The following is a 23,535-nucleotide window of genomic DNA, read 5'->3' as shown; positions in this document are numbered from 1 at the left end:
GCCGAGGCCCGCACCCTGGGGTGCGGGCCTCGGCCGTCCGCATGTCCCGGAGCGCGCCGAACAGGCCACTCCCCGGAAGCCAGGCCCGTGACCGAGCACGCTTGCTAGAGTCCGTGCCCATGTCGATCCCTGACGACCTGCTCATCGATCTCGCCACCAAGGTCGAGTCGGAGCAGACCAATCAGATGTCCCTGACCGTCGTGGTCCACGGCGCCGTCATCACAGGCCGCCTCGCCCCCGAGAGCGTCTGGCGTCAGCGGGTGGCCGAGGTCCTGCGGGACTCCGACCAGCTGGCCCCGTTCGCCGAGATCTTCAGCTCTCCCGGACGCGGCGACAGACAGCAGACCGGGGCACCCTCGCACCTTCATTTCCACGTGGCACGCATCCTCCAGGGCACCCTGGGTATCCCGGAAACCGGCGGAATGTACCGGATCGCGGTCAAGGACGTGAGCGCCTGGACCGTCGGGGACTTCAGCTACTCCGACAAATAACCCACCGGCCCGACCCGACCGAGGACGGCCGCCCGTGAATTCACCCGCGGGCGCCGTCCCCGACGAACCGGTCCGGAACAACGAAATGGCGATGCCGCCGGGCCTCCCCGCACAATGTCGCCATGCGGATCTCGATGCTGGGGGCCCTGGACGTACGGGGCGAGGACGGTAGCGGCGTCGGAGTCGGGGGACCCCGCCTGCGGGCGCTGCTGATCCTGCTGGCCCTCGAACCGGGACGGGTGGTCGCCTCCGAGCTCCTCGTCGACGGCATCTGGCAGGACACCCCACCGGCCGGCGCCCCCAACGCCCTTCAGGCACTGGTGTCGCGGCTGCGCCGGGCCCTGCCCGGCATCGACGTGGAATCGCATCCGGCCGGATACCGCCTGGTCGTCGAACCCGACGCGGTCGACGTGGTCCGCTTCGAACGGCTGGCCTCCGCGGGCCGCGGGGCACTGGCCCGGGACCCCGACACCGCGGCCCGGCTGCTGCGCGAGGCCCTGGAACTGTGGCGCGGCCCGGCCCTGTTGGACGTCGCGGCCTCCCCCTTCTTCCGGGCTCCGGTGACCCGCCTGTCGGAGCTGCGGACGGCCGTCCTGGAGGACCGGGTCGAGGCGGATCTACGGGTGGGACGCGGCCGGGAGCTCACCGCCGAGCTGACCTCCCTCGTCGCCGAACACCCCTTGCGCGAAAGACTCGTCGGGGCGCTGATGCGGTCGCTCGTCGCGGCCGGACGGCCCGCCGAGGCCCTCACCGTCTACGGGAACGCGCGCACGGCCCTCGCCGAGGAACTCGGGGTGGACCCCTCACCGGAGCTGTCCGCCCTGCACACCGCCGTACTGCGCGGACAGGTCGAGGTCCCCGCCGGCCCGCCGCCCGCCACCTACGCACCGACGCCGTCACCATCGCCCTCGCCGACGCCGTCACCGTCGCCACCGACCAACCTGCGGACCGGGCTGGCCAGTTTCGTCGGCCGGGACGAGGACCTCGACCAGGTCGACTCCCTCATGGCCCGGTTCCGGCTCACCACGCTCACCGGACCCGGCGGCGCCGGGAAGACCCGGCTGGCCGTCCAGAGCGCCCGCCCCCTCCTCGCCCGATTCCCCGACGGCGTCTGGCTGGTGGAGCTCGGACCGCTGAGCGCGGAGGCCGACGTGGCACCGGCCGTCCTGAACGCGCTGGGCCTACGGGACCAGGCGGCCACCACCGGCGATGCGCTGGACCGCCTCACCGCGGCCCTGCGCACCCGCACCGCCCTGCTGGTCCTCGACAACTGCGAGCACCTGATCGAAGCGGCCGCCACGACGGCCGACCGACTCCTCGGCGCCTGCCCGGGCCTGCGCATCCTGGCGACCAGCCGGGAGCCCCTCGGCCTCACCGGCGAGGCCCTGTGGCCGGTGCGCCCGCTGGCCCTCCCGCCCTCGGACGCCGACGCGACGCAGGCCCTGTCGTACGCGTCGGTACGACTGCTGAACGACCGTGCGGCGGCGGCCCGTTCCGACTTCGCCGTCACCGAGGAGAGCGCCCGCGCCGTGACCCGGATCTGCCGGGCCCTCGACGGGATACCGCTGGCCATCGAACTGGCGGCGGCCCGGCTGCGCACGATGGGCGTCGAGCAGCTCGCGACCCGGCTCGACGACCGCTTCCGGCTGCTGACGGGCGGCGCGCGGACGGCGCAGCGCCGACACCGGACCCTGCGGGCGGTGGTCGACTGGAGCTGGGAGCTGCTGACGGAGGCCGAGCGGGCACTGCTGCGCAGGCTCGCCACCTTCCCCGGCGGGGCCACGGTGGAGGCCGCCGAGGAGGTCTGCGCGGGCGGGCCGGTCGAGGCGTACGACGTGCTCGACCTGATCACCTCGCTGGCCGACAAGTCCCTGCTGGTGACCGCGGGCGACGGACGCTACCGGCTACTGGAGACGATCCGCGCGTACGGACTGGAGCGACTGGAGGAGGCCGACGAACGGGAGCCGCTCCGGCGCGCGCACGCCGCGTACTTCACCGCCCTGGCCAAGGCCGCGGACCCGTACCTGCGGCGCGCGGAACAGCTGGAGTGGCTCGGACGCCTCACCGCAGAGCACGACAACCTGGCGGCGGCACTGCGTGGCGCGATCACGGCGGGCGACGCGCGGGCGGCCGTACGGCTGGTGGCCGCGGCCGGGTGGTACTGGTGGCTCGGCGGGCACAAGGCGGACGGCGCCGAACTGGCCGCGCGGGCCCTCGCGTTGCCCGTCCCGGACAAGACGGACGGCGACGGCGACGGCGACGGCAGCGGGACGGACGGGGGCGACGAGGCCCGCGCCGTGGCCTGCGCGCTGGCGGCGCTCTTCGCGACAGCCGGCCTCGGCGACGACCGGCGGACCGCGGAACTGCTCGGCCAGGGGCTGCTGCTCGCCGCACGCACCGGGAGCCGGCACCCGGTGGTCCGCTTCCTGGAGCCCCTGGACCGGCTGGTGCGCGGTGCGCACACGGGCGAGGCGGCCCCACCGGACGCCTGGGCGGGACTGCTGGCCGACGAGGACCCCTGGGTCAGGGCGCAGGCCCGGCTGGAGGGCGCCAAGACCCTGCTGGGGGCCGGCGGCCCGCCCGCCGAGGCGGAGGCCGCGATCGAGGCGGCCCTGGCCGGGTTCCGCGGGCTCGGGGAACGCTGGGGGATCTCCTTCGCGCTGACGCTGCTGGCCGATCTGGTGGCCCGGCGCGGCGACCACGGCGCGGCGATCGGCCACTACGAGGAGGCCGTGGCGGTGATCGGCGAGCTGGGCGCCGTCGAGGACCGGCTGTACGCCCGGGTCCGGCAGGCGCAGTTGTTCGGGCTGGCCGGGGACCCGGCGGGCAGCGCCGCGGCCATGGCCCGGGCGGAGCGGGACGCGGTGGCTGCGGGCTGGCCCGAGGCTCTGGCCATGATGGCGCACGGCAAGGCGGACCTGGCGCGCTGGAACGGCGAGACGGCCGCGGCCCGGGCCGAACTGACACGGGCGAGGACGGCGGTCCGCGAGGTCGCCGTGCATCCGGTGTTCGAGGCGGTCGTGCTCGACTCCCTCGGGTATCTGGACGCGGCGGACGGGGAGTTGGCCGCCGCCCGCGCCCATCGCGCGCAGGCGTTGGAGCTGGCCGCGGCCTCCGGGCACGCGCCGACGCTGGCCCAGGTGCTGGTGGGCGTCGCGGACCAGGCGGTACGGCTGGACCGGCCGGGGGAGGCGGCCCGGCTGCTGGCCGCGGCCCTGGCCGTCCGCGGCGGGCCGGACCGTGCGCGCCCCGACGCGGCCCGGGTGGAGGCCGCGGCGCGCGCCGTGCTCGGCGACGCCGGGTACGAGGGGTACGCGCGCGAGCGGTACGCGCACGGGGAGGGCACCTCGGGCCCGGCGGCCGTGCGGGAACTGGCGCGGCTCACGCTGGGCGGCTGAGTTCCTCCAGGAAGCGCCGCTGGTCGGCGAGCAGGCCGGGCGGGAAGAGCTTGCGCGGGGCGAAGACGGCCGTCAGGGTCAACCGCCAGGGGGAGCGCTCGACCTCGGTGCGCAGCAGGGCGTGCGTCGCCCCCGGATAGCGGCGGACCGTGAGGGTGCCGGGTGCCGACACGCTCCGGTGGAGCGCCTCGGTCTCGGCGCCGTCCACGTTCAGGTCGTCGGCGCCGGAGATCAGCAGCACCGGGACGGGCGGCATCGCCCGCAGGTCCGCGGTCATGTCCGCGGTGTGGTTGCGACTGATGAACGTCCAGCGCTCCGCGGTGAGTTCCCGGTCGGCTCCCGGACTCGCCCGGTACTCCTCGTACGTCGCCCCGCGCCGCAGCAGCGCCAGGGTGGCCTCCCGGGTGCGTAGGGCGGCCGCCGTGCGCTCGGCGTCGGCCCCGGCCGCGCGCAGTTCGGCGCGCAGGTTGTACTCCCCCTGGCGTTCCCAGTTCACGGCGGTGCCGACCGCGATGACGAAGCGCACCCCGGGGGCGGGGGCCCGCGCCACCACCTTGGGCATGACCCAACCGGCCTGGCTGGCGCCCCACAGGCCGATGCGGGCGGGGTCGATCTCGGGCCGGGTGCGGGCCGCCCAGGTGAGGGCGTCGACGGTCTCGCGGGCCCGGTCGTCCATGGTCTGGCCGAGCCAGTCGGCTGGTTTGTCGAGGGAGAGCGAGGCGTATCCGGCGCGGGCGAAGGCCTCCCAGTAGGGGCGGTAGAAGCCGTCGTGGGTGGCGTCGACCTCGCCGTCGCCGTGCACGAGCACGACGAGCGGGAAGGGTCCGGGGCCCCGGCCGGTGGGGGTGGCGAGAACACCGGGCAGGTCGTGGCCCGCGGCGGGTACGGTGACGCGCTCCTCGTGGAGGCCGTAGTCGTGCTGCCACAGGACGACTCCGGTGAGGAGCAGGGCGGTGGCGAGGAGGAGGACGGTCAGGAGCACCCGGCGGAGTGCGCGGGGTGGGCGGGACGCTCGGGACGCTCGGGACGTGCGGGAGGTGCGGAAGGTGCGGGTCTCGGTCATCTGCGGCTCCGGGTTCCTCGGCTCGTTCGTTCGTTCACTCGTTCCCTTTATTCGCTCATATCAAAAACGATCGTAGCGGCAATGAACGTATTAAGCTTGTGCGTATGACGACGGAGAGCGTGGAGGTACGGCGCGGGCTGCCCGAGGGGGCCGCCGCGCGCGTCGCCGAGCTGTACTGGGAGGCCTTCGGGGAAAAGCTGGGCCGCGCGCTCGGCCCCCCGGAGGCCGGGCGCCGGTTCATCGCCGGCCACCTGCACGCGGACCGGGCCGTCACCGCGCTGTCCGGCGGCGGGGGCGACCCGGACGGCCGGGTGGTCGGCGTGGCGGGCTACCAGCTGGCCGGGCGCGGCCTGATCGGCGGCGACGCGGCCGCGGTCCTGGCCACGTACGGGCGGGTCCGAGGCCTGTACCGGGTGTTCCTGCTGGCCCTGCTGGAGCGCACCCCGGCCCGCGGCGAGCTGGTCATGGACGGCATCGCCGTGGACCCCGCCGAGCGGAGCCGGGGCATCGGCGGGCTGCTGCTGCGGGAGATCGAGGCGATCGCCGTGGAGCAGCGATGCCGGCGGATCCGGCTCGACGTGGTCGAGGAGAACCCGCGGGCCCAGGAGCTGTACGAGCGGCACGGGTTCCGGGCGGTCCAGGTGCGGCGCACGCCCTGGCTGCGGGACGTACTGGGATTCGGGGGCGTGACGACGATGCACAAGGAGGTGGCCGCACGATGAGCGCGATCCCCACACGGATGGTGGTGCACGCGCTGGTCCGGGAGGACGGGACGGTCGCGGGCGAAGAGCTGTACGAGGTCGCCGCGCTGCTCGGGATGACCGACCAGCAGGTGCGACTGTGCGTGAAGCGGCTGGTGACCGAGGGCCGGTTCACGGTGGAGGGGCGCGGCCGGCGGGCCGTGCTGCGCCTGGCGGGGACGGAGCAGGGGGCCGCGCCGGCCCTCGTACCGGAGGTGGAGTTCGTCCGGCACGCCTACCGGCAGGACCGGGGGCTGGAGCCGTGGGACGGGTGCTGGCACGCCTTCGCCTTCGCCGTACCGGAATCCGCGCGGGCCGCTCGGGACTCCTTGCGGGACGCGCTGACCGGGCTGGGGGCGGCGCCGGTCCAGGGCGGGCTGTACGTCACGCCGAACGCGATCGGCCCGTACATACGGGCCCACGCGGCGGATCTGGACCTCTCGGAGGCACTGACCTGCCTGAGCACCCGGGACCTCGTGGTGGGCGGGACCCGCGACCCGCGGGCCCTGGCGGAACGGCTCTGGCCGCTGCCGGAGATCGCGGAGCGGTACGGGGAGCTCCGCGCGCTCGCGGAGCGGCCCCCCGAGCCCGGACCGGCCGCCGGGCCGGCGCACGCCGTGGCCCTCGCCGCGGCCTTCTCCGCCGCGATGCTCCCCGATCCGCTGCTCCCGCCGGAGCTGCTGCCGCAGCCGTGGCCGGGTGCGACGGCCCGGGCGGCGGCGTCCGAGGCCTGGGCCCGGCTGGGGGCGGCCGCTCCCGCCGGGGGGCCCCGGCTGTTCCGGCTGTACGGCGAAGCCCTGGCCTGACCGGAGCGGCCGGGAGGGGAGGGCCGGCGGGGGCGTGACCGGGCGGGCCGGCGGGTGCCGACGGGGGCGACCCCCGGCCCGTCCACATCGCGGACAACTACGCTCGTTTCATGAACGCAGAAGCCGCCGCCCTCGCCGCCGTGAAAGACGCTGACCGGAAGCACGTCTTCCACTCCTGGTCGGCGCAGGAGCTCATCGACCCGCTCGCCGTGGCCGGCGCGGAGGGCTCGTACTTCTGGGACTACCAGGGCAACCGCTTCCTCGACTTCTCCAGTGCCCTCGTCTACACGAACATCGGCTACCAGCACCCGAAGGTCACCGCGGCCATCCAGGAGCAGGCGGCCAAGCTGTGCACCGTCGCGCCCGGCTTCGCCGTCGACGTGCGCTCCGAGGCGGCCCGACTGATCGCCGAGCGCACGCCCGGCGACCTCGACAAGATCTTCTTCACCAACGCCGGGGCCGAGGCCGTGGAGAACGCCGTCCGCATGGCCCGGCTGCACACCGGCCGGCCGAAGGTGCTGTCCGCCTACCGCTCGTACCACGGCGCCACCTCCACCGCGATCAACCTGACCGGCGACGCCCGCCGCTTCGGCAACGACTCCGCGACCGCCGGCGTCGTGCACTTCTGGGGGCCCTTCGCCTACCGCTCGCCCTTCTACGCGGCCACCGAGGCCGAGGAGTGCGAGCGGGCCCTGCGCCACCTGGAGGACACCATCGTCTTCGAGGGGCCGCAGTCCATCGCCGCGATCATCCTGGAGACCGTCGGCGGCGCCCCGGGCGTGCTCGTGCACCCGGACGGCTACCTGGCCGGCGTCCGCGCGCTGTGCGACCGCTTCGGCATCGTCTTCGTCCTCGACGAGATCATGGTCGGCTTCGGGCGCACCGGTAAGTGGTTCGCCTCCGAGCACTGGGACGTGACCCCCGACCTGATCTGCTTCGCCAAGGGCGTGACCAGCGGATACCTGCCGCTCGGCGGGGTCGCCATCTCGGCCGCCATCGCCGAGACCTTCGCCCGCCGGCCCTACCCGGGCGGGCTCACGTACTCCGGGCACGTGCTGGCGTGCGCGGCCGCCGTGGCGACGATCAACGTCATGGAGGAGGAGGGCATCGTCGAGCGGTCCGCCCGCACCGGCGCCGAGCTGCTGGGCCCCGGCCTGCGCGCGCTCGCCGAGCGGCACCCCTCGGTCGGCGAGGTCCGCGGGCTCGGCACCTTCTGGGCCCTGGAGCTCGTACGGAGCAAGGAGACCCGGGAGCCGCTGGTCCCGTACAACGCCTCCGGTGCGCAGAACGCCCCGATGGCCGAGTTCGGGGCCGCCTGCAAGAAGGGCGGGCTCTGGCCGCTGATCGCCGGCAACCGCATCCACATCGCGCCGCCGTGCAACATCTCGGCGGACGACGTGGCCAAGGGGCTGCGGATCCTCGACGAGGCCCTCTCCGTGGCGGACGCTCACACCGTCTGACCTGCGGTTCTGTGGGGTCGCCCAAGGCGTGGGTGCTGGTGTTCGGAGGATTTGTACGGGGATCAACCCCCCGTACACATGCTGCAATCCGTGCAGGCCGCAAGACACAACAGGCCAAGCACCTACGAACCGGGATGCACGTCAGGCCCGGGGCGGTCCCTCGGCGAGGGGCCGAACGGCGGGGAGCGGGACGTCCTTGATTCGGGCGGGCGCTGGACGCCGGGCGTACGGGATCCAGACGACCGGACTCCGTGTTCCCGAGTACCCGAAGGAAGACAGCATGAGCAAGCACGTCCTGGCCCAGAACCAGTACGGCAAGGCCGAGAACCGCATCGTGAAGGTGACCCGCAAGGGCAACGACGGTTCCTGGCACGAGATCCGCGACCTCAACGTCTCGGTCGCGCTCCGCGGTGAGTTCCGCGACGTCCACCTCACCGGCGACAACGCCAACTGCCTGCCGACCGACACCACCAAGAACACGGTGTACGCCTTCGGCAAGGAGCACGGCGTCGAGTCGCCGGAGGCCTTCGGCATCCTGCTCGCCAAGCACTTCGTCTCCTCGCAGCAGCCGATCCGCGAGGCCCAGATCCGCATCGAGGAATTCGCCTGGGAGCGCATCCCGGTCCCGACGCGCAAGGAGCAGCACTCCTTCGCCCTCAAGGGCCAGGAGGTGCGCACCGCGCAGATCACCTACAGCGAGACGACGGGCCTGCAGGTCATCTCGGGTCTGAAGGACCTGACGGTGATGAACTCGACGAACTCCGAGTTCCACGGCTACATCAAGGACAAGTACACGACGCTCAAGGAGGCGTACGACCGCATCCTGGCGACCAAGGTCACCGCGCGCTGGGCGCACTCGGCGCTGGCCGCCGACGACGCCGGTCACGACTGGGACCAGGCGTACAAGAAGGTCCGCAAGAACATGCTGGAAGCCTTCGCGGAGACGTACTCGTACTCGCTGCAGCAGACCCTGAACCAGATGGCCGAGCGCGTGCTCGACAACTGCCCCAAGGTCAACGAGGTGCGCCTGAACCTCCCCAACAAGCACCACTTCCTCGTCGACCTGGAGCCCTTCGGCCTCAAGAACGACAACGAGGTCTACTTCGCGGCCGACCGCCCGTACGGCCTGATCGAGGGCACCATCCACCGCGACGGCGTGCAGCCGGTGATCGCGACGTCCGACTGGATCGTCGCGTAACGCGGCTCGTCGTCCATTCGGCCCGGACCGCGTCGCGGGGTCCGGGCCGAATCGTTTCACCCACCACGACCACGGCTCCGGCTACGGCCACCCCTACGGCTGCCCGTCCGTCGACCGCTCGTCCTGCGGCTGCCCGACCAGGAGGTTCCAGCGCCCCGCCCGCCCGGTGAGGGTGGTCACCGATTCCGGTCGGACGTCGAGCCGCCAGAAGGCCGCCGCGGGCAGCTCCAGGGCGTGCACCACGGCCGCCCGCACGACGGCCTGCTCGACCACCACCCGGTGCGTGCCCTCGGCCAGGCCCGCCAGCTCCGCCCCGACGCGGGCGATCAACGCGTCCACGGACTCCCCGCCCGGTGGCGCGTACGCCGGATCCGTCAGCCAGGCGTGCACCGCCGCCGGATCCCCGGTCGCCACCTCGTCCAGGGTCAGCCCGGCCCACTCACCCGTGGCAAGTCCGCGCAGTCCCTCGTGACCGGGGCACGGCCGCGCGTGACCGAAGCGGCCCTGACGGGCGGCCGCGTCCAGAGGGAAACTGACCAGTCGAACTCGTACCAACGGGGTCTTCATAAGGGGAGCGTAAGCGCGGTACGGTCACAAATGGTTCAATTGACTTACGACGGAACGACGGAAGCACGGTGAGAATCCGGCACGGTCGCGCCACTGTGAAACCTCCTCGAGGGGGAGGAAAGTCAGACCCGCCACCGTCGTAGCGAGCACCACTGACCGGGACGCGTGTTCCCTCTGGAGGTTCTGCCATGGCCCACCCCGCCGTGCCCACGACGAACTCGCCCGTCATCGCCCCCCTCTCGCTCTCCGCGCTGGCCCCCTGGGCCGTGTTCGTCGGCATCCTCATGCTCGTCCTGCTGTACTTCGTCGGCGCCGAGCAGGGCGCCACCTCGGTCTTCGAAGGGGAGACCATCCACGAGTGGCTGCACGACGGCCGCCACCTGCTCGGTTTCCCCTGCCACTGATTCCCCTGCCACCGACCGACGTCTCAGCAAGGGAACAGACGAACCATGACTTCCACTTCTCCGGGTGGGGTCTCCCCCCGCACCCTGCTCGTCCGCGGCATGCTCGCCGGCCTGCTGGCCGGCGTGGCCGCCTTCCTCGTCGCCTACCTCCTCGGTGAGTCCAAGGTGGACGCGGCGATCGCCATCGAAGAGGCCGCCGCGGCCGGTCACGACCACGGCGAGGACGCCCCCGTCAGCCGGGCCCTCCAGGCCACGGCCGGACTCGGCACCGGTGTCCTGCTCTACGCGGTCGCCCTCGGCGGCATCGCCGCGCTGGTCTACTGCTTCGCCCTGGGCCGCATCGGCCGCTTCGGCCCGCGGGCCACGGCCGCCCTGGTCACCGGGGCCCTGTACGTCACCGTGACGCTGGTGCCGTTCTTCAAGTACCCCGCCAATCCACCCGCCGTGGGCGACCCCGAGACCGCCGCCCGACGGACCGCCCTCTACCTGCTGATGATCGCCCTGAGCGTGCTGCTGGCGGCCGGCGCGCTGATCCTCGGCCGGCGGCTCGCGCCGAGGCTCGGCAACGGGAACGCGTCGATCGTCGCCGGCGCGGCCTTCGTCGTGGCCATCGGCCTCGCGTACGCCCTGCTGCCCGGCGTCAACGAGGTCCCTGCGGATTTCCCGGCCGCGCTGATCTGGGAGTTCCGCCTCGCGTCCCTGGCCATCCAGACGGCACTGTGGACGACTTTCGGCCTGGCTTTCGGTTTTCTAGCCGAACGAGCCCTTGTGCCCGCCCCCGCACCCAAGGAGGCTGTGCAGCCGACCGATTGAGCACGAGGGGGCCGGTAGTACATGGCGACGGCGATCAGGGAATGGCGGGGCTGGACGGGCGCCGCCCCGTTCTGGCTCAACTCGTTCCTGCTGCTCCTGGCCCCCTGCTGCGCCGTCACGCTCTTCGGTCAGATCGGGATCATCGCCGCGCTGGCCGCGCTCGGCGGCCTGGCCCGCCACCTCTGGTACGGCGACTACGGCCACCCGGCCATGCATCTGGCCGGTGCGCTGATGGGTGCGGGCACGGCCGCCGTCGTCATGTGCGGCTGAGCCCCTCCGGGCCGTCCCACGCGTTCCGGACGGGACGGCCCGGGCAGGTGCGGACCCTCACCCGTTCGGGCGCAGGGGCGCCAGGGCGGGGATCGGGCGGGTGGACCCTTCGCGAACTGCGAAGACTCACCGATCCTGCGACGACACGCCCGTGACGCGATGTCAGTCCACCGTGTTGCACGGGGTGCCGATGGGCAGAGGAAGTGTCCACTGCTCACATGACCCCGGCCGCCCGAGCCGGACTGGAGGGAATCCCATGCCCCGCGCCAAGTGGGCCGTCGCCGCGCTGACGGTGGTTCTGTTGTCCACCGGTATCGCGGTGTTGCAACGGACCGAGGGGGCCCGACCCGCGGCCGTGACCACCGACGACGCGCTGCCCTCACGGGCGTTGGGGCTGTCCGGCCACCGCCGTCTGGTACGGGAGCTGGAGCAGTCCGGCGAGCACACCCCCGGCACGGGGGCCCGATCGCCGAGGACCGCCCCCGGGCCGCTGCGGGAGGTCAGCGGGCCGCTGCGGGCCGCTCGGCCGCTGCGTTTGCGGATCCCGAGCCTGGGCGTGGACGTACCGCTGAACGGCGACCGGGCGGAGGTCGCCTGGGACACCGGGGGGCCGGCGCCCGGTACGGCCGGGACCGCGGTGGTGACCGTGGAAGGGCTTCCCCTCGGCGAGTTGCGTCGGGGCCGGACCATCGAGATCCCCCGCGCGGACAGCCGTACGGCCGTGTTCACCGTCGTACGGATCTCACCCGGCAGGGCCTCCGGCCACGAGGGCCCGCCCGGTCGGGCCCAACTACGGCTGGTCGGCGGCGAGACCGCCGTGCTGGCCCGGCTGACCGGGCAGCGCCGCACCCGCTGACCCCACCGGTCCGGGGTTTGCTGTCAGCCGTGGGGGGTGTCTTCGTCCCCCGGTCGGGGGCTTCTCGGTGTCCGTCCGGGAGTCTTTCGGCGTGGCGGGGCACACCCCTCGCATGAGCGGGAGGCACCACGCGCGTTCGGCACCGGCCAGGGCTCTGACCGTGGTCTGTGTCGTGCTGCTGTGCGTCTTCGGCGCCGGACCGGCCGGCGCCGCGGCCGCCGAGTTCCGCCCCGCCTCCGCCGCGCCCGCCATGCCTGCCGCGCCGGGCGCCCCCGCCGAGTCCCCCGAGCCCGGCGAGGGCCCGTCCGATCCGGCCCCGGCCCCCGATCCCGAGGCACGGGCGGCCGTACGGACGATCACCCGCGGACTGCCCGGCGTACGGCGGACACCGCTCGCGGTGTTTCACGTGGAACAACCGGGCGCCCCTGCGTGCGCGCCCGCCGCGGAGACGGCCGAACCGGCCCTGTCCCGGCGGCCGGTGCGGAGTGTGGTGCTGCGCTGCTGAGCGGACCGAGGTCCGGACGCAGCCCCCACACCCCCCTGAGCACCGTGAGGTTCCGCCATGCCCATCGACCCGTACGCCGCACTGAACGCCATGCTCCGCGCCGAGGTCACCCGGTTCTCCCCGCCGGTCCGGCAGACCGAGCCGGCCGCGTCGACCGCGTCGGCGACGACCTCGGCCACCGCCACGGCCACAGCGACGGCCACGTCCGTCGAGCCCGAGAGCGAACCGCAGCGAACCGCACCCGCGGATTCGGCCGCGTAGGGACCGCGCGGACGCGCCAGGAGCGCCGGGTGTACCGGCGCTCCTGTCCGTCCCGGCCGTACGACCGGCTCAGTCCTCGTGCGTGTAGTAGCGGTAGAACGCCGCCGCACCGACGCCCGCGGCGACGGCGAGGCCCACCACCACGGACTTGAGGATCGACTGGTCGGTGAGGCTGTGCAGATAGCCCACCGCGATGCCGCCGAAGGCTCCGTAGGCGGCGGCGTGGACCTCGCGCATCATCCGGGGACCGACCCGGGCCAGACCGAACATGATCGCCGCGAAGATCACGCCGCACAGGATCCCGTAGAAGACGTTGGCCGTGGTCACCGGACCCGCCTGGCGCTCGATGAAGGCGGCCCAGAATCCGTAGACGAGTCCGAGGAGCACGGGCCCCACGAACGCGCTCTTGTGCAGGTGGGTCTTGGTCGCGCTCTGCCGGCGCCGCCCGAGGGCGGTGGGTGCCGCATGTGCCATGACGGGCTCCTCTCTCCCATCATCCAGGGCACACCCGCCGCCCCCGACCGGCAAGTGGATCAGTGGTCAGGGCGTGCGCACGGCCACCGCGTCGATCTCGAAGAGCATGTCGGGCAGGGCGAGCGCGGCGACGCCGATCAGGGTCTGGGCGGGCAGTTCGGTCCCCCACGTGGCGTGCAGCCGCTCCAGCAGGATCTCCAGCTTCCGCTGGTCGTGGCCGACGATGTAGGTGCCGATGCGGACCACGTCCGAGGGGCCGAGGCCGACGGCGTCGAGGGCGGTACGGAGATTGGCGAAGGCCCGCTCGACCTGGTCGGCGAAGTCCTCGGAGACGACGTGGCCGTGCTCGTCGGAGCCGTACTGGCCGGCTATGAACACCTGCTCGCCGGGTGCGGAGACGATGTGGCTGTAGCCGTAGCCGGTCGGGGTGTGGAGTCCTGCCGGGTTGATGATGCTGCGCGTCATGCCGAGCTCCCTTGGTCCGTTGTCCGTTTCCGTACGTGCGGTGCGGTGCTGTGCGTCGTGCCGTGCCGTGGTGCGCCGCGCCGTGGTTACCGCGCGGCGAGCCAGGCGCGCAGCCGCTCGGGGGCCTCGGGGGCCTGCCGTTCGGCCTGCTGCCGGATCTCGTCGAGGTTCTGGGCGGCGAGGGCCCTGCGCCAGGCCAGTTCGGCCCGGCTCATGGCGCGCGCGATGGCGCAGTCGGCGGCGTCCCGCTCCGGGGCGGAGTCCGCCGGTCCGCCGGCGCCGGGACCCTGCTGCCGGATCTCCGCGCACCGGAAGGCCTCCTCGGCCCCTTCGACGGCGGCGACCACGTCCATGAGCGAGATGGCGTCGAGCGGGCGGGCCAGCCGGAAGCCGCCCCGGGGCCCGGGGGTGGAGGTGACGATGCCCGCCCGGGCCAGTGCCTGGAGCTGCTTGTTGAGGTAGGCCGCCGGCAGGTCGTGCCACGCGGCGAGCCGCGCGGCCGAAACGGCCCGGTCCGGACCGCTCCAGGCCAGATTGACGCAGCTGTGCAGCGCCCACTCGACGCCCTCGCTCATCTTCATATTCTGGATATTAAATATCCAGGATTATCGGCGCAAGACGCCCCGCCCGCCGACGGCCCACCACCCGCCCGCAGCAACACCGCTCGCGCCCGGCTCCGCGCCCGCATTCCCTGGTGACGTGCGCACCATCCTGTCGACGGTACTGATCGTGCTCGTGGCCCTTCTGGTGCCCGCGAGCGCCGTCGCGTACTGGGCCGACCGCGAGCTGGGCGACGCCGACCGGTACACCGCCGCCATGTCCCCCCTCGCCGAGAACCCGAAGGTGCAGGAGGTCGTCGTCACGCAGGTCTCGCGCGCCCTGGCCGGACAGATCGACGCGGGCCCCTTCCAGATCGGCCTCGACACCCTGCTCGGCGAGGCCCTGCACTCCTTCGCCGGCACCTCCGCCTACCGGACCGCCTGGGACGCGGCCAACCGCGCCGCCCACGCCGCGTTCCTCGACGCCCTCACCACCGGCCGCGGCGACGCCCTCACCATCGACCTCGCGCCCGTCATCGCCCAGGTCAGGGGCGACCTCGTCGCCGACGAGGTGCCGTTCGCCGACCGCATCCCGGTGACGCACCTGACCGTCAAGGTCATGGAGTACGACAACCTCGCCGCTCTCCGGAAGGGCTTCCACATGCTCGAAGTCGCGGGCGTCTGGCTCCCCGTACTGACCGTGCTCCTGGCCGCGGCGGCCATCGCCGTCGCTGTCCACCGCCGGCGGGCCGTCATGGCCACCGGAGCGGGACTGGCCGTCGGGGCCGGACTCCTGTGGCTCACGGTGGAGGTGTGCCGCCGGCTCACCCTGGACGATCTGCCCGCCGACATCGACCGGCCCGCCGCCGGGGCGGTCTACGACGCCCTCACCGCGTACCTGCGCACCACCGCCTGGGTGGTGCTGGTGATCGGGCTCGCCGCCGTACTCGCCGCATGGGTGATGGGCCGACTACGCCGCACCCCATAAGCTCGGAAGGTACCAACACGCACAGAAGCATGCAGAAGATCCCAGAAGAACCGAATCCCGAGCGGCGGGCACGGAAGCGGGAATGAGCACCGAACGCACCGAACACATATCGTCGCGCAGAGCCCGGCACCTTCCGCTGGCTCCGCCCTCCTGGCTGCTGGGCGGGCTGAAGCCCAGCACGGCGCCCATCCCGTGGGCCGCCGTGGCCCGGGCCTCGGTCGCGATGTCCGTCCCGCTCGCCGTGGGCTTCGCCCTCGACGAGCCCGAATACGGCGCGCTCGCCTCCATGGGCGCCCTGGCCGGAGTCCTCGGCGACACCGCCGACGCCTACCGGATGCGCGTCCTGAACATCGCCGTCCCCCAGCTCGTCGGCGCCGTCGGAGTCGCGCTGGGCACCCTGGTCTACGGGCACGGCTGGCTGGCCGTCGGAGCGCTCACCCTCATCGCCCTCGTCTCCGGGATGATCTCTTCCATCGGCACGGTCGCCTCCGTGTCCGGACTGCTGCTCCTGCTCAACGCCGTGATCGGCGCCGGACTGCCGCTGCCCGAGCCCTGGTGGACGGCCCCGCTGCTGCTGACCGCGGGCGGGCTGTTCGTCCTCGCGCTGACCCTGCTGGGCTGGCCGCTGCGCCGCCGGCAGCCGGAGCGCACCGCCGTGGCCGACACCTACCGGGCCCTGGCCGACGCCCTGGAGGCCGCCGGCGGCCCCGTCGCCCGCTACGACGAACGCCGTCAGGAGGTCACCCAGGCCATCAACCACGCCTACGACCTCGTGCTCGGCCGCCGGGCCCGGGTGCACGGGCGCAGCCCCTCCCTGGTGCGCCTGCTGGCCCAGCTCAACGTGGTGATCCCGCTGGTGGAGGCCGCACCGGCCGCGCACCTGCGGGGCCGGCCGCTGCCCCCCGAGATCCCGGCGGCCGTACGGGAGCTGGCCGACGCCGTCGAGGAGGGCCGCACCGAGGCCCCCGTACTGGAGCTGCCCGCCCCGCACACCCCGGCCGAACGGGCCGTCGACGCCGCCCTGCGCCACGCGGCGAAGATCGTGCACATCGCCGACCCCGACCTGAACAACGTCGACGACCGTCTCGGCCGGCCCGCCGCGTTGCGGGTGCGGGCCCGGCGCGCGGTCCGCGACATGATGCTGTCCCGGGCCTCCTGGCGGTACGGGCTGCGGCTCGCGCTGTGCATCGGGATCGCGCAGTCCCTCGTCTCGGTGATCGAGTTCGAACGCTCCTACTGGGTCGCGCTGACCGTCACCTTCGTCCTCAAGCCCGACTTCGGCTCGGTGTTCTCCCGGGCCGTACTGCGCGCGCTCGGCACCGCGGGCGGGCTGGTCATCGCGGCCGCCGTGCTCTCCGAGGTGCCGCGCGGATGGTGGGACGTCCCGGTGATGGTGGTGCTCGCCGGGCTGATCCCCGCCTTCTCCGCCAAGGGGTACGCCTTCCAGACCGCCGCGATCACCCCGGTGATCCTGCTCCTCTCGGACCTGCTCAACCACCAGGGCTTCGACCTGATCCGCCCCCGGCTGGTGGACAGCCTGATCGGCTGCGCCATCACGCTCGTCTTCGGGTACCTGCTGTGGCCCGAGAGCTGGCACACGCGGATCGGGGACCGGCTCGCCGACACCGTGGACGACGCCGCCCGCTACGTGGAGCGTGCCTTCGCCCCGGTCGCCGACGAGGCCGCGTTCGCCGCGGCCCGCACCGCCCGCCTCCAGGCCCGGCGGCGCATCTACCGGGACCTGTCGGGCGTACGCAGCGAGTTCCAGCGGGCGCTGACCGAGCCGCCGCCGACCGGGCCGCGGGCCGCCGCCTGGTGGCCGCTGGTGGTTGCCGTCGAACGGATCGTGGACGCGACCACCGCCGCGCGGGTCCGGGTCAACCACGGCGCGGCCCCGCCCCCCGCCGGTGAGGTCGACTCGATCGCCCGCCGGCTCCACGACCTGGCCGACCGGGTGCGCAGCAGCACCGTCCCGGTACGGGTCGACGACACGGCGCCGGCGGGCGCGGAGGGCAGTGTGCTGGCCCCCGTCCACCAGGAGATCGCGGCGGCCCTGGCCATCGCCCGGCCGGAATCCTGACCCACCGCGGGCCCGCCACGGGCCCGCCCGGGACCGGCGTCCCCCGAATGGGTCGGCTCCCGGGCCGGGCGGGAGCGGACGGGGCAGCATCGGAGCATGCGCCGCGTCCCCGCCGTGATGGTCCTCGCCGTACTCCTCGCGGGGTGCGCCGACGTGGAGGGACTGCAGAACGACGGCGACCTCGGCACGGTGCACGCCCCCAAGAGCTTGTGGAAGGACCACCGCCCCGACCCGCCCGCCCCGGACCAGAAGCCGGGCACGGCCGCCGTGGTCCCCGGGCTCCCCAAGGTGACGGACCTGAGCATGCGCGGCGTGGACGCGCTGTCCGTCGTACGCGCCGACGTCACCTCCGCCGCCGAGCAGGACGGCGGGACCGGCCGGCTCGTCGACCCACGCGCCGTCCGGCGGCTCGCGCTCTGCACACAGGCTGTGGACGGCGGCCCCGACTGCCCGGTGCGCCCCGCGGTCCTGCACGACCTGACGGGCAACGGCCGGGAGGAGCTCATCACCGCCCTGGACATCGACGGCCGGGTCAGCGAGCTACGCGTCTACACCGTCCAGGACGACGGGAACATCGCCCGGATCCTGTCCCGCCGCGGGGTGCTGGAGGGCGTCGAGGTGGCCGCCGAGCACCTGGCGGTCCGCGAGCCCACCACGAACCCCGCCTACGTGGCCGTCTCCGACTACGTCTGGGACCCGAAGGCCGGAATCATGAACCTCTCCCAGCTCACCCTCGACGACTGCCCGGGGCTCGGCCCGCACGCGGCGAGCGGGGACGGAGCCCGATGCGCGCGCTGAGCAGCCTGCGCTGGAAGATCGCGCTGACGACCACCATGGTGTGCTGCATGGTCGCCGCGGCCCTGGGCATCCTCGTGCACAACGTGGTCGCCCGGCAGATGGTCGGGGAGGTGCGCAAGGCCGCCGCCACCGAGCTGGACCACGCCTTGGGCCACTACGAGTACGGCACCGCGCACGGCGACGTGAACGCCGTGTTCGACCCGCCCGACCTCCCCCGGCGACTGCGCGAGCTCGTCGCGGGCGGACAGACCGGCAGCATCGTCGGCGAGCAGGGCGGCAAGCCCGTCATGTGGGCGGCCGGGCCCGCGGACGGCAAAGCCCTCGCCGTCTGGCTGCCCTTCGGGAGCACCCGCGACCGGCTGCGGGACATCGACACCGCCATCCTCGCCTCCGCGATCCTCGCGGCCGGGCTGGTGGCGCTGGCGGGCCTCTTCCTCGCCGACCGGATCAGCCGGCGGCTCGCGACCACGGCCGCCGTGGCACGTCGGATCACCGCCGGGGACCTGGACGCCCGGGTGAACCTGCCGGGCGAGGGGGACGATCCGGGGCCGCGCGGCTCCCGCGACGAGGTACGGGACGTGGCGCACGCGCTGGACTCGATGGCGAGCTCGCTCCAGGGCCGGTTGGAGGCCGAGAAGCGCTTCACGGCGGATGTCGCCCACGAGCTGCGGACCCCGCTCACCGGTTCACTGGCCGCGGCGGCGCTGCTCCCCGAGGGCCGACCCAAGGAGATGATCAACAACCGGTTGAGGGCCTTGCACCTGCTGACCGAGGACCTGCTGGAGATCTCCCGGCTGGACTCGGGCGTCGAACGGGCCGACCTCACCCGCGTGGAGCTCGGCCGGGCCGTGGAGCGCGCGGTCGCCGCGGCCGCCGCGGGCAGCGGGACGTCGCCGGATGCCGGACCGGCCCCTTCGGTACGGGTGGTGCGGGACACGGTGGTGGTCACCGACCGCCGGCGCCTCGACCGGATCCTGGCCAACCTTCTGCTCAACGCCGGGAAACACGGCAGGCCACCGGTCGAGGTGACCGTGGAGGGACCGGTGGTGGTGGTCCGCGACCACGGGCCCGGCTATCCGCCCGAGCTGATCGAGCGGGGACCGCAGCGGTTCCGTACCGGGGACCCGGGCCGCGGACGCGGTCACGGTCTGGGGCTCACCATCGTGATGGGGCAGGCGGCCGTGCTGGAGATCGTGGTGGGGTTCGCCAACGCGCCCGACGGGGGCGCGGTGACGACGCTCCGGCTTCCCGTGGGCAGGACACCGGAGGGGAATTGAGCGTAATGTGCCGGTTGAGTGACGTGGACGCCCGAGGGGGTGTTTCACGTGAAACACCCCCTCGGGTCAACTGGTCCGGTCAGACACCGATGTTGCGGCCGTCCTTGCGCCACACGGACACGACCGCCGGGCGGACGATCTTGCCGGGACCGTCGGGCCACACCGACTGCGGCTTCTCGACGGACGCGCCGTCGATCTCGCCCGGGTGCTGGACGGAGACCAGGACGCGCTTGTCCTGGATGAGCGGGCCACAGGTCTCGGCGCCGCGCGGAACGGTGAGGAACTGCTTCAGCTCGCCGCGGCGCTCGCCGGCCGTCGCGACACCGAACAGGCCGTCGTGGGAGCCGAGCTGGTTGCCGTCCGTGGAGATCCACAGGTTGCCGTGCGGGTCGAAGGCCACGTTGTCGGGGCAGGAGATCGGGCTGACCTTGTCCTTCGGGAAGCCGGCGAAGTAGGTGGCCGGGTCGTTCGGGTCACCGGCGACCAGGAAGAGCCGCCAGGCGAACCCGTCGCCCGCCGGGTCGTCGAAGTTCTCGGCGAGCTCCAGGATCTGGCCGTGCTTGTTCAGGTTGCGCGGGTTCGCCTCGATGGCGCCTTCCTTGCCCGGCTTGCCCCGGTCGGTGTTGTTGGTCAACGCGATGTAGACGCGACCGGTGCGCGGGGAGGGCTCGACGTCCTCGGGGCGGTCCATCTTCGTGGCGCCCACCTTGTCGGCGGCCAGGCGCGTGAAGACGTACACCTCCTCGGCGGTCATGCCCTCGACGTGCGAGACGTTGCCGGTGGCCAGCTTGATCCAGACGCCGGAACCGTCGAACTCGCCGTCGTGGGGGAGCTTGCCGGTGCCGTCGAGCTCGGCGGCCGGGGAGTCACCGGTGAGCTTGGCGACGTAGAGGGTGCCCTCGTCGAGCAGCGTGAGGTTGTGCTCCTTCGCGGCGCGCGAATTGCCCTTCTTCATCTGCTTCGACGAGACGAACTTGTAGAAGTAGTCGAAGCGCTCGTCGTCGCCCATGTAGACGACCGGACGGCCGTCCTCGGTCAGGCGGGGCTGCGCGGCCTCGTGCTTGAACCGGCCGAGCGCGGTGCGCTTGCGCGGGACCGAGTTCGGGTCGTACGGGTCCAGCTCGACGACCCAGCCGAAGCGGTGCGACTCGTTGGGCTCCTGCGCCACGTCGAAGCGCTTGTCGAACCGCTCCCACTTGCGCTCGGTGGCGCCGGAGGTCACGCCGTAGCGCTTCAGGCGAGCGGCCTGGGTGGGGTCGGTGACCTGGCCGGCGTTGGCGAAGTACTGGTTGAAGTTCTCCTCGCCGTGCAGGGTGGTGCCCCACGGGGTGGTGCCACCGGCGCAGTTGTTGAGCGTGCCCAGCACCTTGGTACCGGTGGGGTCGACCGAGGTCTTCAGGAGCGCGCCGCCGGCGGCGGGGCCGGTCAGGCGGAACTCGCTCGTCGTGTGCAGGCGGCGGTTGAGCTGGTGGCGGCTGATCGCGGTCAGCTTGCCGCTGCGGTGGTCCTCCTGGACGGCGACCACCGACAGGCCGTGCGCGGCCCAGGCGATCTCGACCTGCTCACGGGTCGGGTTGTTCGCGTCGTACGCCTTGAACATGAGGTTCTCGTCCGTGTACTCGTGGTTGGCCACGAGCAGCTGCTGACGCTCGTAGTCACCGCCGAGCGGGAGAAGGCTCAGGAAGTCGTTGTTGTAGCCGAACTGACCGGCCTGCGCCGCGGCCGTCTGCTTGTCGGGGTTGAAGCCCGGGGCACCCTTGACGATCGGGTCGCCCCAGCGGATCACCAGGTTCTGCTCGTGGCCCTCGGGGATCGTGACCTTGTCGTCGGTGTTCGGCGCGACGGCCTTGAAGCGCAGACCACGGGCGGCCTCGCCGCCCTTGCCCGCGCCGGCCGCGGCGGCGTCGGCGGAGGGGGTGGCGTTGGCGGTCTGCCCCGGACCGCCGAACGCGACTGCGGACCCGGCGGCGGTGGCGACCGTCACGACGGCGGCGGAACGCAGCATCGCGCGGCGGGAGTAGGCGCGGGCTATGACATCGCCGACGTACTCGTTGTCGCTTGTGTTCGGCACCTCGTGGAAGCAGGCGTCGCCACAGCGGTAACGACAGGTGAGAGCGGACCGGCCGCTCCCATGCGGGTTGCCGATGAACGGCAGAAGCTTGCGCACGAGTGTCCTCCGAGTAGCTGCGTGGGCGCCGACAACCTGTCGGTACGATCCAGCCAGGACGGTAGGCCCGGGTTGCGCCGAAGCGGCGGCGCGGGGATGAACGCTCGGTGAACCCGGCACGTCGGAGCGGCAGTTCACTCAGCGTGTACGGGTGATTGGGAGCCGGACGCCACGAAAGGCGCCCCTGCCGAAGATCCAGCCGGGCGGCCGATAACCTTACGTGTCCACTCTGGGCAGGGATCATCCGCGCAGCACGGACAAATGACGCACGCACACATGCGAAAGGCCTGGCCCATGGGTATTCGGAGCTTGTTGCGCAAGGTATTCGGACGGTCCGCGGAATCCGTTCCGGAGACTACGGACACCCCTTCGGCCGCTGTCCCGAACCAGGCGGAACGGACCCCTCTGGACGTCGCCGCCGATCTGGTGGCGGCGTCCTTCGACAACCCCACGGTTCCGCCGCAGTCCTCCCCGCGCGATCGCGAACCGGGCACGGTCCTGACGGCCCCCACCCCGGTGGCGGACCCGACGGTCCCGGAAGCGCGTCGGGCGCCTGCGGCGAAGCCCGGCGGAGAAACCCCCGCACCCCCGGCGGAACCCGCGCCGACCGATGCCGAACCGGCTGCCGCCGAGGTGGAGGCCGAACCGGTCACCGCCGCGACCGAGCCCGAGGTCGCGGTCGAGCCCGCCGCCCCTGAGACGGAGCCCGCGGCCGAGCCCGTCACCACCGAGGCGGAAGCCGAGCCGGCCACCGCCGTTGCGGAGCAGCCCGAGGTCGTGGCCGAGGTGGAGCCCGTCACCGCCGAGGCCGAGCCGGTCGCCACCGAGGTCGAGCAGCCTGAGGCCGTGGCCGAGGTGGAGGCCGAGCCGGTCGCCGTCCAGGCGGAGCAGCCCGAGGTCGTGGCCGAAGCCGAGCCCGTCACCGCCGAGGCGGAGCCCGAAGTCGAACCTGTCGCCGCCGAGGTCGAGCAGCCCGAGGCCGAGGTCGAGCCCGTCGCTGCCGAGGTGGAGGCCGAGCCGGTCACCGTCGAGGCGGAGGCCGAGCCCGTCGCCGCTGAGGTGGAGGCCGAGCCGGTCACCGCCGAGGCCGAGGCCGAGCCCGTAACCGCCGAGGCCGAGGTCGAGCCGGTCGCTGCCGAGGTGGAGGCCGAGCCGGTCACCGCCGAGGTGGAGCAGCCCGAAACCGAGCCCGTCGCCGTCGAGGCCGAGGCCGCGCCGGAGGCGCCCGCTCACGCGGCCGCCGTCGTACGGCGCCGGGCGCCCGAGGTCGCCGGGGCGTACAAGGCCGCCGGGCAGGTGCTGCGGGGCAAGGGGAAGGCCGGGGCGCGAGCCAAGGTCTACCTCGTGCTGGACCGCTCCGGCTCGATGCGCGGGTTCTACAAGGACGGCAGCGCCCAGTACCTCGCCGACCACGCGCTCGCCCTCGCCGCGCACCTCGACGACGCGGCGACCGTGCACACCGTGTTCTTCTCCACGGATGTGGACGGCACCGCCGACCTGGCCCTCGACGGCTACGACGCCGCCTGGGTCGAGGCCCGCCACGCCGAGCTCGGCCGGATGGGCCGCACCAGCTACCACGTGGCCGTCGAGGCCGTCCTGGAGCGCTACCAGAAGGACGGCGGCGAGGGCCCGGCCCTGGTCGTCTTCCAGATCGACGGCGCCCCCGACAACCGTCAGCCCGCCCGGCAGGCCCTGGCCGACGCCGCCACCGCCGCCCCGGACGTGCACTGGCAGTTCGTCGCCTTCGGCGACCACGACAACAAGGCCTTCGACTTCCTGCGCAAGCTGGACGCCGAGAACGCCGGCTTCTTCCACGCCGGCCCGGCCCCCACCGAGCTGACCTCCGCCGCCCTGGTCAAGGGCATCCTGGAGCAGTTCTAGTACGGGCGGAACAGCGGTACGACGAAAGGCGGCG

The 23,535-nt window shown here is 73.3% G+C and carries 23 protein-coding genes; 17 read left to right on the top strand and 6 right to left on the bottom strand.

The features are described 5' to 3' along the window. Positions 1 to 119: 119 nt before the first annotated feature. Together OG624_RS21525 and OG624_RS21520 are read left to right on the top strand one after the other, a co-directional pair. The gene (locus OG624_RS21525; RefSeq protein WP_033214703.1) at positions 120 to 491 is read left to right on the top strand and encodes a hypothetical protein; all 372 of its coding nucleotides are present in this window, start codon (positions 120 to 122) and stop codon (positions 489 to 491) included. A 122-nt stretch (positions 492 to 613) separates the two neighbouring features. After that, complete coding sequence (locus OG624_RS21520; protein ID WP_371639712.1) at positions 614 to 3,889, top strand: BTAD domain-containing putative transcriptional regulator; 3,276 nt, start codon at positions 614 to 616, stop codon at positions 3,887 to 3,889. Here the strand turns inward: OG624_RS21520 and OG624_RS21515 are convergent. Further along, a complete protein-coding gene (locus OG624_RS21515) occupies positions 3,873 to 4,952 on the bottom strand; it encodes an alpha/beta hydrolase family protein (RefSeq protein WP_371639711.1) in 1,080 nt (359 codons plus the stop codon). The two genes, OG624_RS21520 and OG624_RS21515, sit on opposite strands and share 17 nt — an antisense overlap. A 104-nt stretch (positions 4,953 to 5,056) precedes the next feature. Here OG624_RS21515 and OG624_RS21510 point away from each other — a divergent pair, with 104 nt between their 5' ends. The 4 genes from OG624_RS21510 to pucL all read left to right on the top strand — a co-directional run bounded on the left by OG624_RS21510 (position 5,057) and on the right by pucL (position 9,156). Further along, a complete protein-coding gene (locus tag OG624_RS21510) occupies positions 5,057 to 5,674 on the top strand; it encodes a GNAT family N-acetyltransferase (protein WP_033214705.1) in 618 nt (205 codons plus the stop codon). Continuing rightward, positions 5,671 to 6,498, top strand: a complete 828-nt coding sequence (locus OG624_RS21505) for a PaaX family transcriptional regulator C-terminal domain-containing protein (RefSeq protein WP_033214707.1) — start codon at positions 5,671 to 5,673, stop codon at positions 6,496 to 6,498. The genes OG624_RS21510 and OG624_RS21505 overlap by 4 nt, the downstream gene beginning before the upstream one ends. Before the next feature lie 110 nt (positions 6,499 to 6,608). Next, on the top strand, positions 6,609 to 7,958 hold the full coding sequence (locus tag OG624_RS21500; protein ID WP_161291756.1) for an aspartate aminotransferase family protein: 1,350 nt from the start codon (positions 6,609 to 6,611) through the stop codon (positions 7,956 to 7,958). Positions 7,959 to 8,238: 280 nt separating this feature from the next. Continuing rightward, positions 8,239 to 9,156 carry a factor-independent urate hydroxylase gene (gene pucL, locus OG624_RS21495; RefSeq protein WP_326748532.1) on the top strand — a complete coding sequence of 306 codons (918 nt, stop codon included), beginning with the start codon at positions 8,239 to 8,241 and terminating at the stop codon, positions 9,154 to 9,156. Positions 9,157 to 9,249: 93 nt separating this feature from the next. Here pucL and OG624_RS21490 read toward each other — a convergent pair whose 3' ends face one another. Next, positions 9,250 to 9,723, bottom strand: a complete 474-nt coding sequence (locus OG624_RS21490) for a histidine phosphatase family protein (protein ID WP_371588134.1) — start codon at positions 9,721 to 9,723, stop codon at positions 9,250 to 9,252. Positions 9,724 to 9,911: 188 nt separating this feature from the next. Here OG624_RS21490 and OG624_RS21485 point away from each other — a divergent pair, with 188 nt between their 5' ends. The 6 genes from OG624_RS21485 (at position 9,912) to OG624_RS21460 (ending at position 12,832) form a co-directional block, all read left to right on the top strand. Beyond that, complete coding sequence (locus OG624_RS21485; RefSeq protein WP_033214713.1) at positions 9,912 to 10,127, top strand: CbtB domain-containing protein; 216 nt, start codon at positions 9,912 to 9,914, stop codon at positions 10,125 to 10,127. A gap of 45 nt (positions 10,128 to 10,172) precedes the next feature. Beyond that, on the top strand, positions 10,173 to 10,940 hold the full coding sequence (locus OG624_RS21480) for a CbtA family protein (protein ID WP_033214716.1): 768 nt from the start codon (positions 10,173 to 10,175) through the stop codon (positions 10,938 to 10,940). A gap of 21 nt (positions 10,941 to 10,961) precedes the next feature. Beyond that, complete coding sequence (locus OG624_RS21475) at positions 10,962 to 11,210, top strand: hypothetical protein (RefSeq protein ID WP_030714370.1); 249 nt, start codon at positions 10,962 to 10,964, stop codon at positions 11,208 to 11,210. Positions 11,211 to 11,466: 256 nt separating this feature from the next. Next, positions 11,467 to 12,066: a class F sortase gene (locus OG624_RS21470; RefSeq protein WP_326748531.1), complete on the top strand. Its 600-nt coding sequence runs from the start codon at positions 11,467 to 11,469 to the stop codon at positions 12,064 to 12,066. A 112-nt stretch (positions 12,067 to 12,178) separates the two neighbouring features. Beyond that, positions 12,179 to 12,571 (top strand): hypothetical protein, encoded by a 393-nt coding sequence (locus tag OG624_RS21465; protein ID WP_371588133.1) that lies wholly within the window; start codon positions 12,179 to 12,181, stop codon positions 12,569 to 12,571. Positions 12,572 to 12,628: 57 nt separating this feature from the next. Next, positions 12,629 to 12,832, top strand: a complete 204-nt coding sequence (locus OG624_RS21460; RefSeq protein WP_371588132.1) for a hypothetical protein — start codon at positions 12,629 to 12,631, stop codon at positions 12,830 to 12,832. 69 nt (positions 12,833 to 12,901) lie between these two features. On the opposite strand, the gene OG624_RS21455 is transcribed toward OG624_RS21460, so the two are convergent. From OG624_RS21455 to OG624_RS21445, 3 genes are all read right to left on the bottom strand, one after another. After that, positions 12,902 to 13,306 (bottom strand): hypothetical protein, encoded by a 405-nt coding sequence (locus tag OG624_RS21455; protein ID WP_033214726.1) that lies wholly within the window; start codon positions 13,304 to 13,306, stop codon positions 12,902 to 12,904. A gap of 66 nt (positions 13,307 to 13,372) precedes the next feature. Next, a complete protein-coding gene (locus tag OG624_RS21450) occupies positions 13,373 to 13,771 on the bottom strand; it encodes a RidA family protein (RefSeq protein WP_033214728.1) in 399 nt (132 codons plus the stop codon). An 86-nt stretch (positions 13,772 to 13,857) separates the two neighbouring features. Then, on the bottom strand, positions 13,858 to 14,346 hold the full coding sequence (locus OG624_RS21445) for an RrF2 family transcriptional regulator (RefSeq protein WP_161291766.1): 489 nt from the start codon (positions 14,344 to 14,346) through the stop codon (positions 13,858 to 13,860). A gap of 124 nt (positions 14,347 to 14,470) precedes the next feature. On the opposite strand from OG624_RS21445, the gene OG624_RS21440 reads away from it, so the two are divergent. The 4 genes from OG624_RS21440 to OG624_RS21425 all read left to right on the top strand — a co-directional run bounded on the left by OG624_RS21440 (position 14,471) and on the right by OG624_RS21425 (position 19,453). Next, positions 14,471 to 15,298, top strand: a complete 828-nt coding sequence (locus tag OG624_RS21440; protein ID WP_033214730.1) for a hypothetical protein — start codon at positions 14,471 to 14,473, stop codon at positions 15,296 to 15,298. Positions 15,299 to 15,380: 82 nt separating this feature from the next. Next, on the top strand, positions 15,381 to 17,378 hold the full coding sequence (locus OG624_RS21435; RefSeq protein ID WP_202506547.1) for an FUSC family protein: 1,998 nt from the start codon (positions 15,381 to 15,383) through the stop codon (positions 17,376 to 17,378). A gap of 96 nt (positions 17,379 to 17,474) precedes the next feature. Continuing rightward, positions 17,475 to 18,176 carry a hypothetical protein gene (locus tag OG624_RS21430; RefSeq protein ID WP_063733897.1) on the top strand — a complete coding sequence of 234 codons (702 nt, stop codon included), beginning with the start codon at positions 17,475 to 17,477 and terminating at the stop codon, positions 18,174 to 18,176. Next, on the top strand, positions 18,164 to 19,453 hold the full coding sequence (locus OG624_RS21425; RefSeq protein ID WP_033214732.1) for a sensor histidine kinase: 1,290 nt from the start codon (positions 18,164 to 18,166) through the stop codon (positions 19,451 to 19,453). Before OG624_RS21430 ends, OG624_RS21425 begins: the two co-directional genes overlap by 13 nt. Positions 19,454 to 19,532: 79 nt before the next feature. On the opposite strand, the gene OG624_RS21420 is transcribed toward OG624_RS21425, so the two are convergent. Continuing rightward, positions 19,533 to 21,620, bottom strand: a complete 2,088-nt coding sequence (locus OG624_RS21420; protein WP_371639710.1) for a PhoX family protein — start codon at positions 21,618 to 21,620, stop codon at positions 19,533 to 19,535. Between the two features lie 312 nt (positions 21,621 to 21,932). Between OG624_RS21420 and OG624_RS21415 the strand changes: the two genes are divergently transcribed. Continuing rightward, positions 21,933 to 23,501, top strand: a complete 1,569-nt coding sequence (locus OG624_RS21415; protein ID WP_371639709.1) for a VWA domain-containing protein — start codon at positions 21,933 to 21,935, stop codon at positions 23,499 to 23,501. The last annotated feature ends 34 nt before the right edge of the window (positions 23,502 to 23,535 follow it).

Source organism: Streptomyces virginiae (genome assembly GCF_041432505.1).
GTDB lineage: Bacteria > Actinomycetota > Actinomycetes > Streptomycetales > Streptomycetaceae > Streptomyces > Streptomyces virginiae_A.
This window is presented reverse-complemented; position numbering and strand designations above follow the sequence as displayed.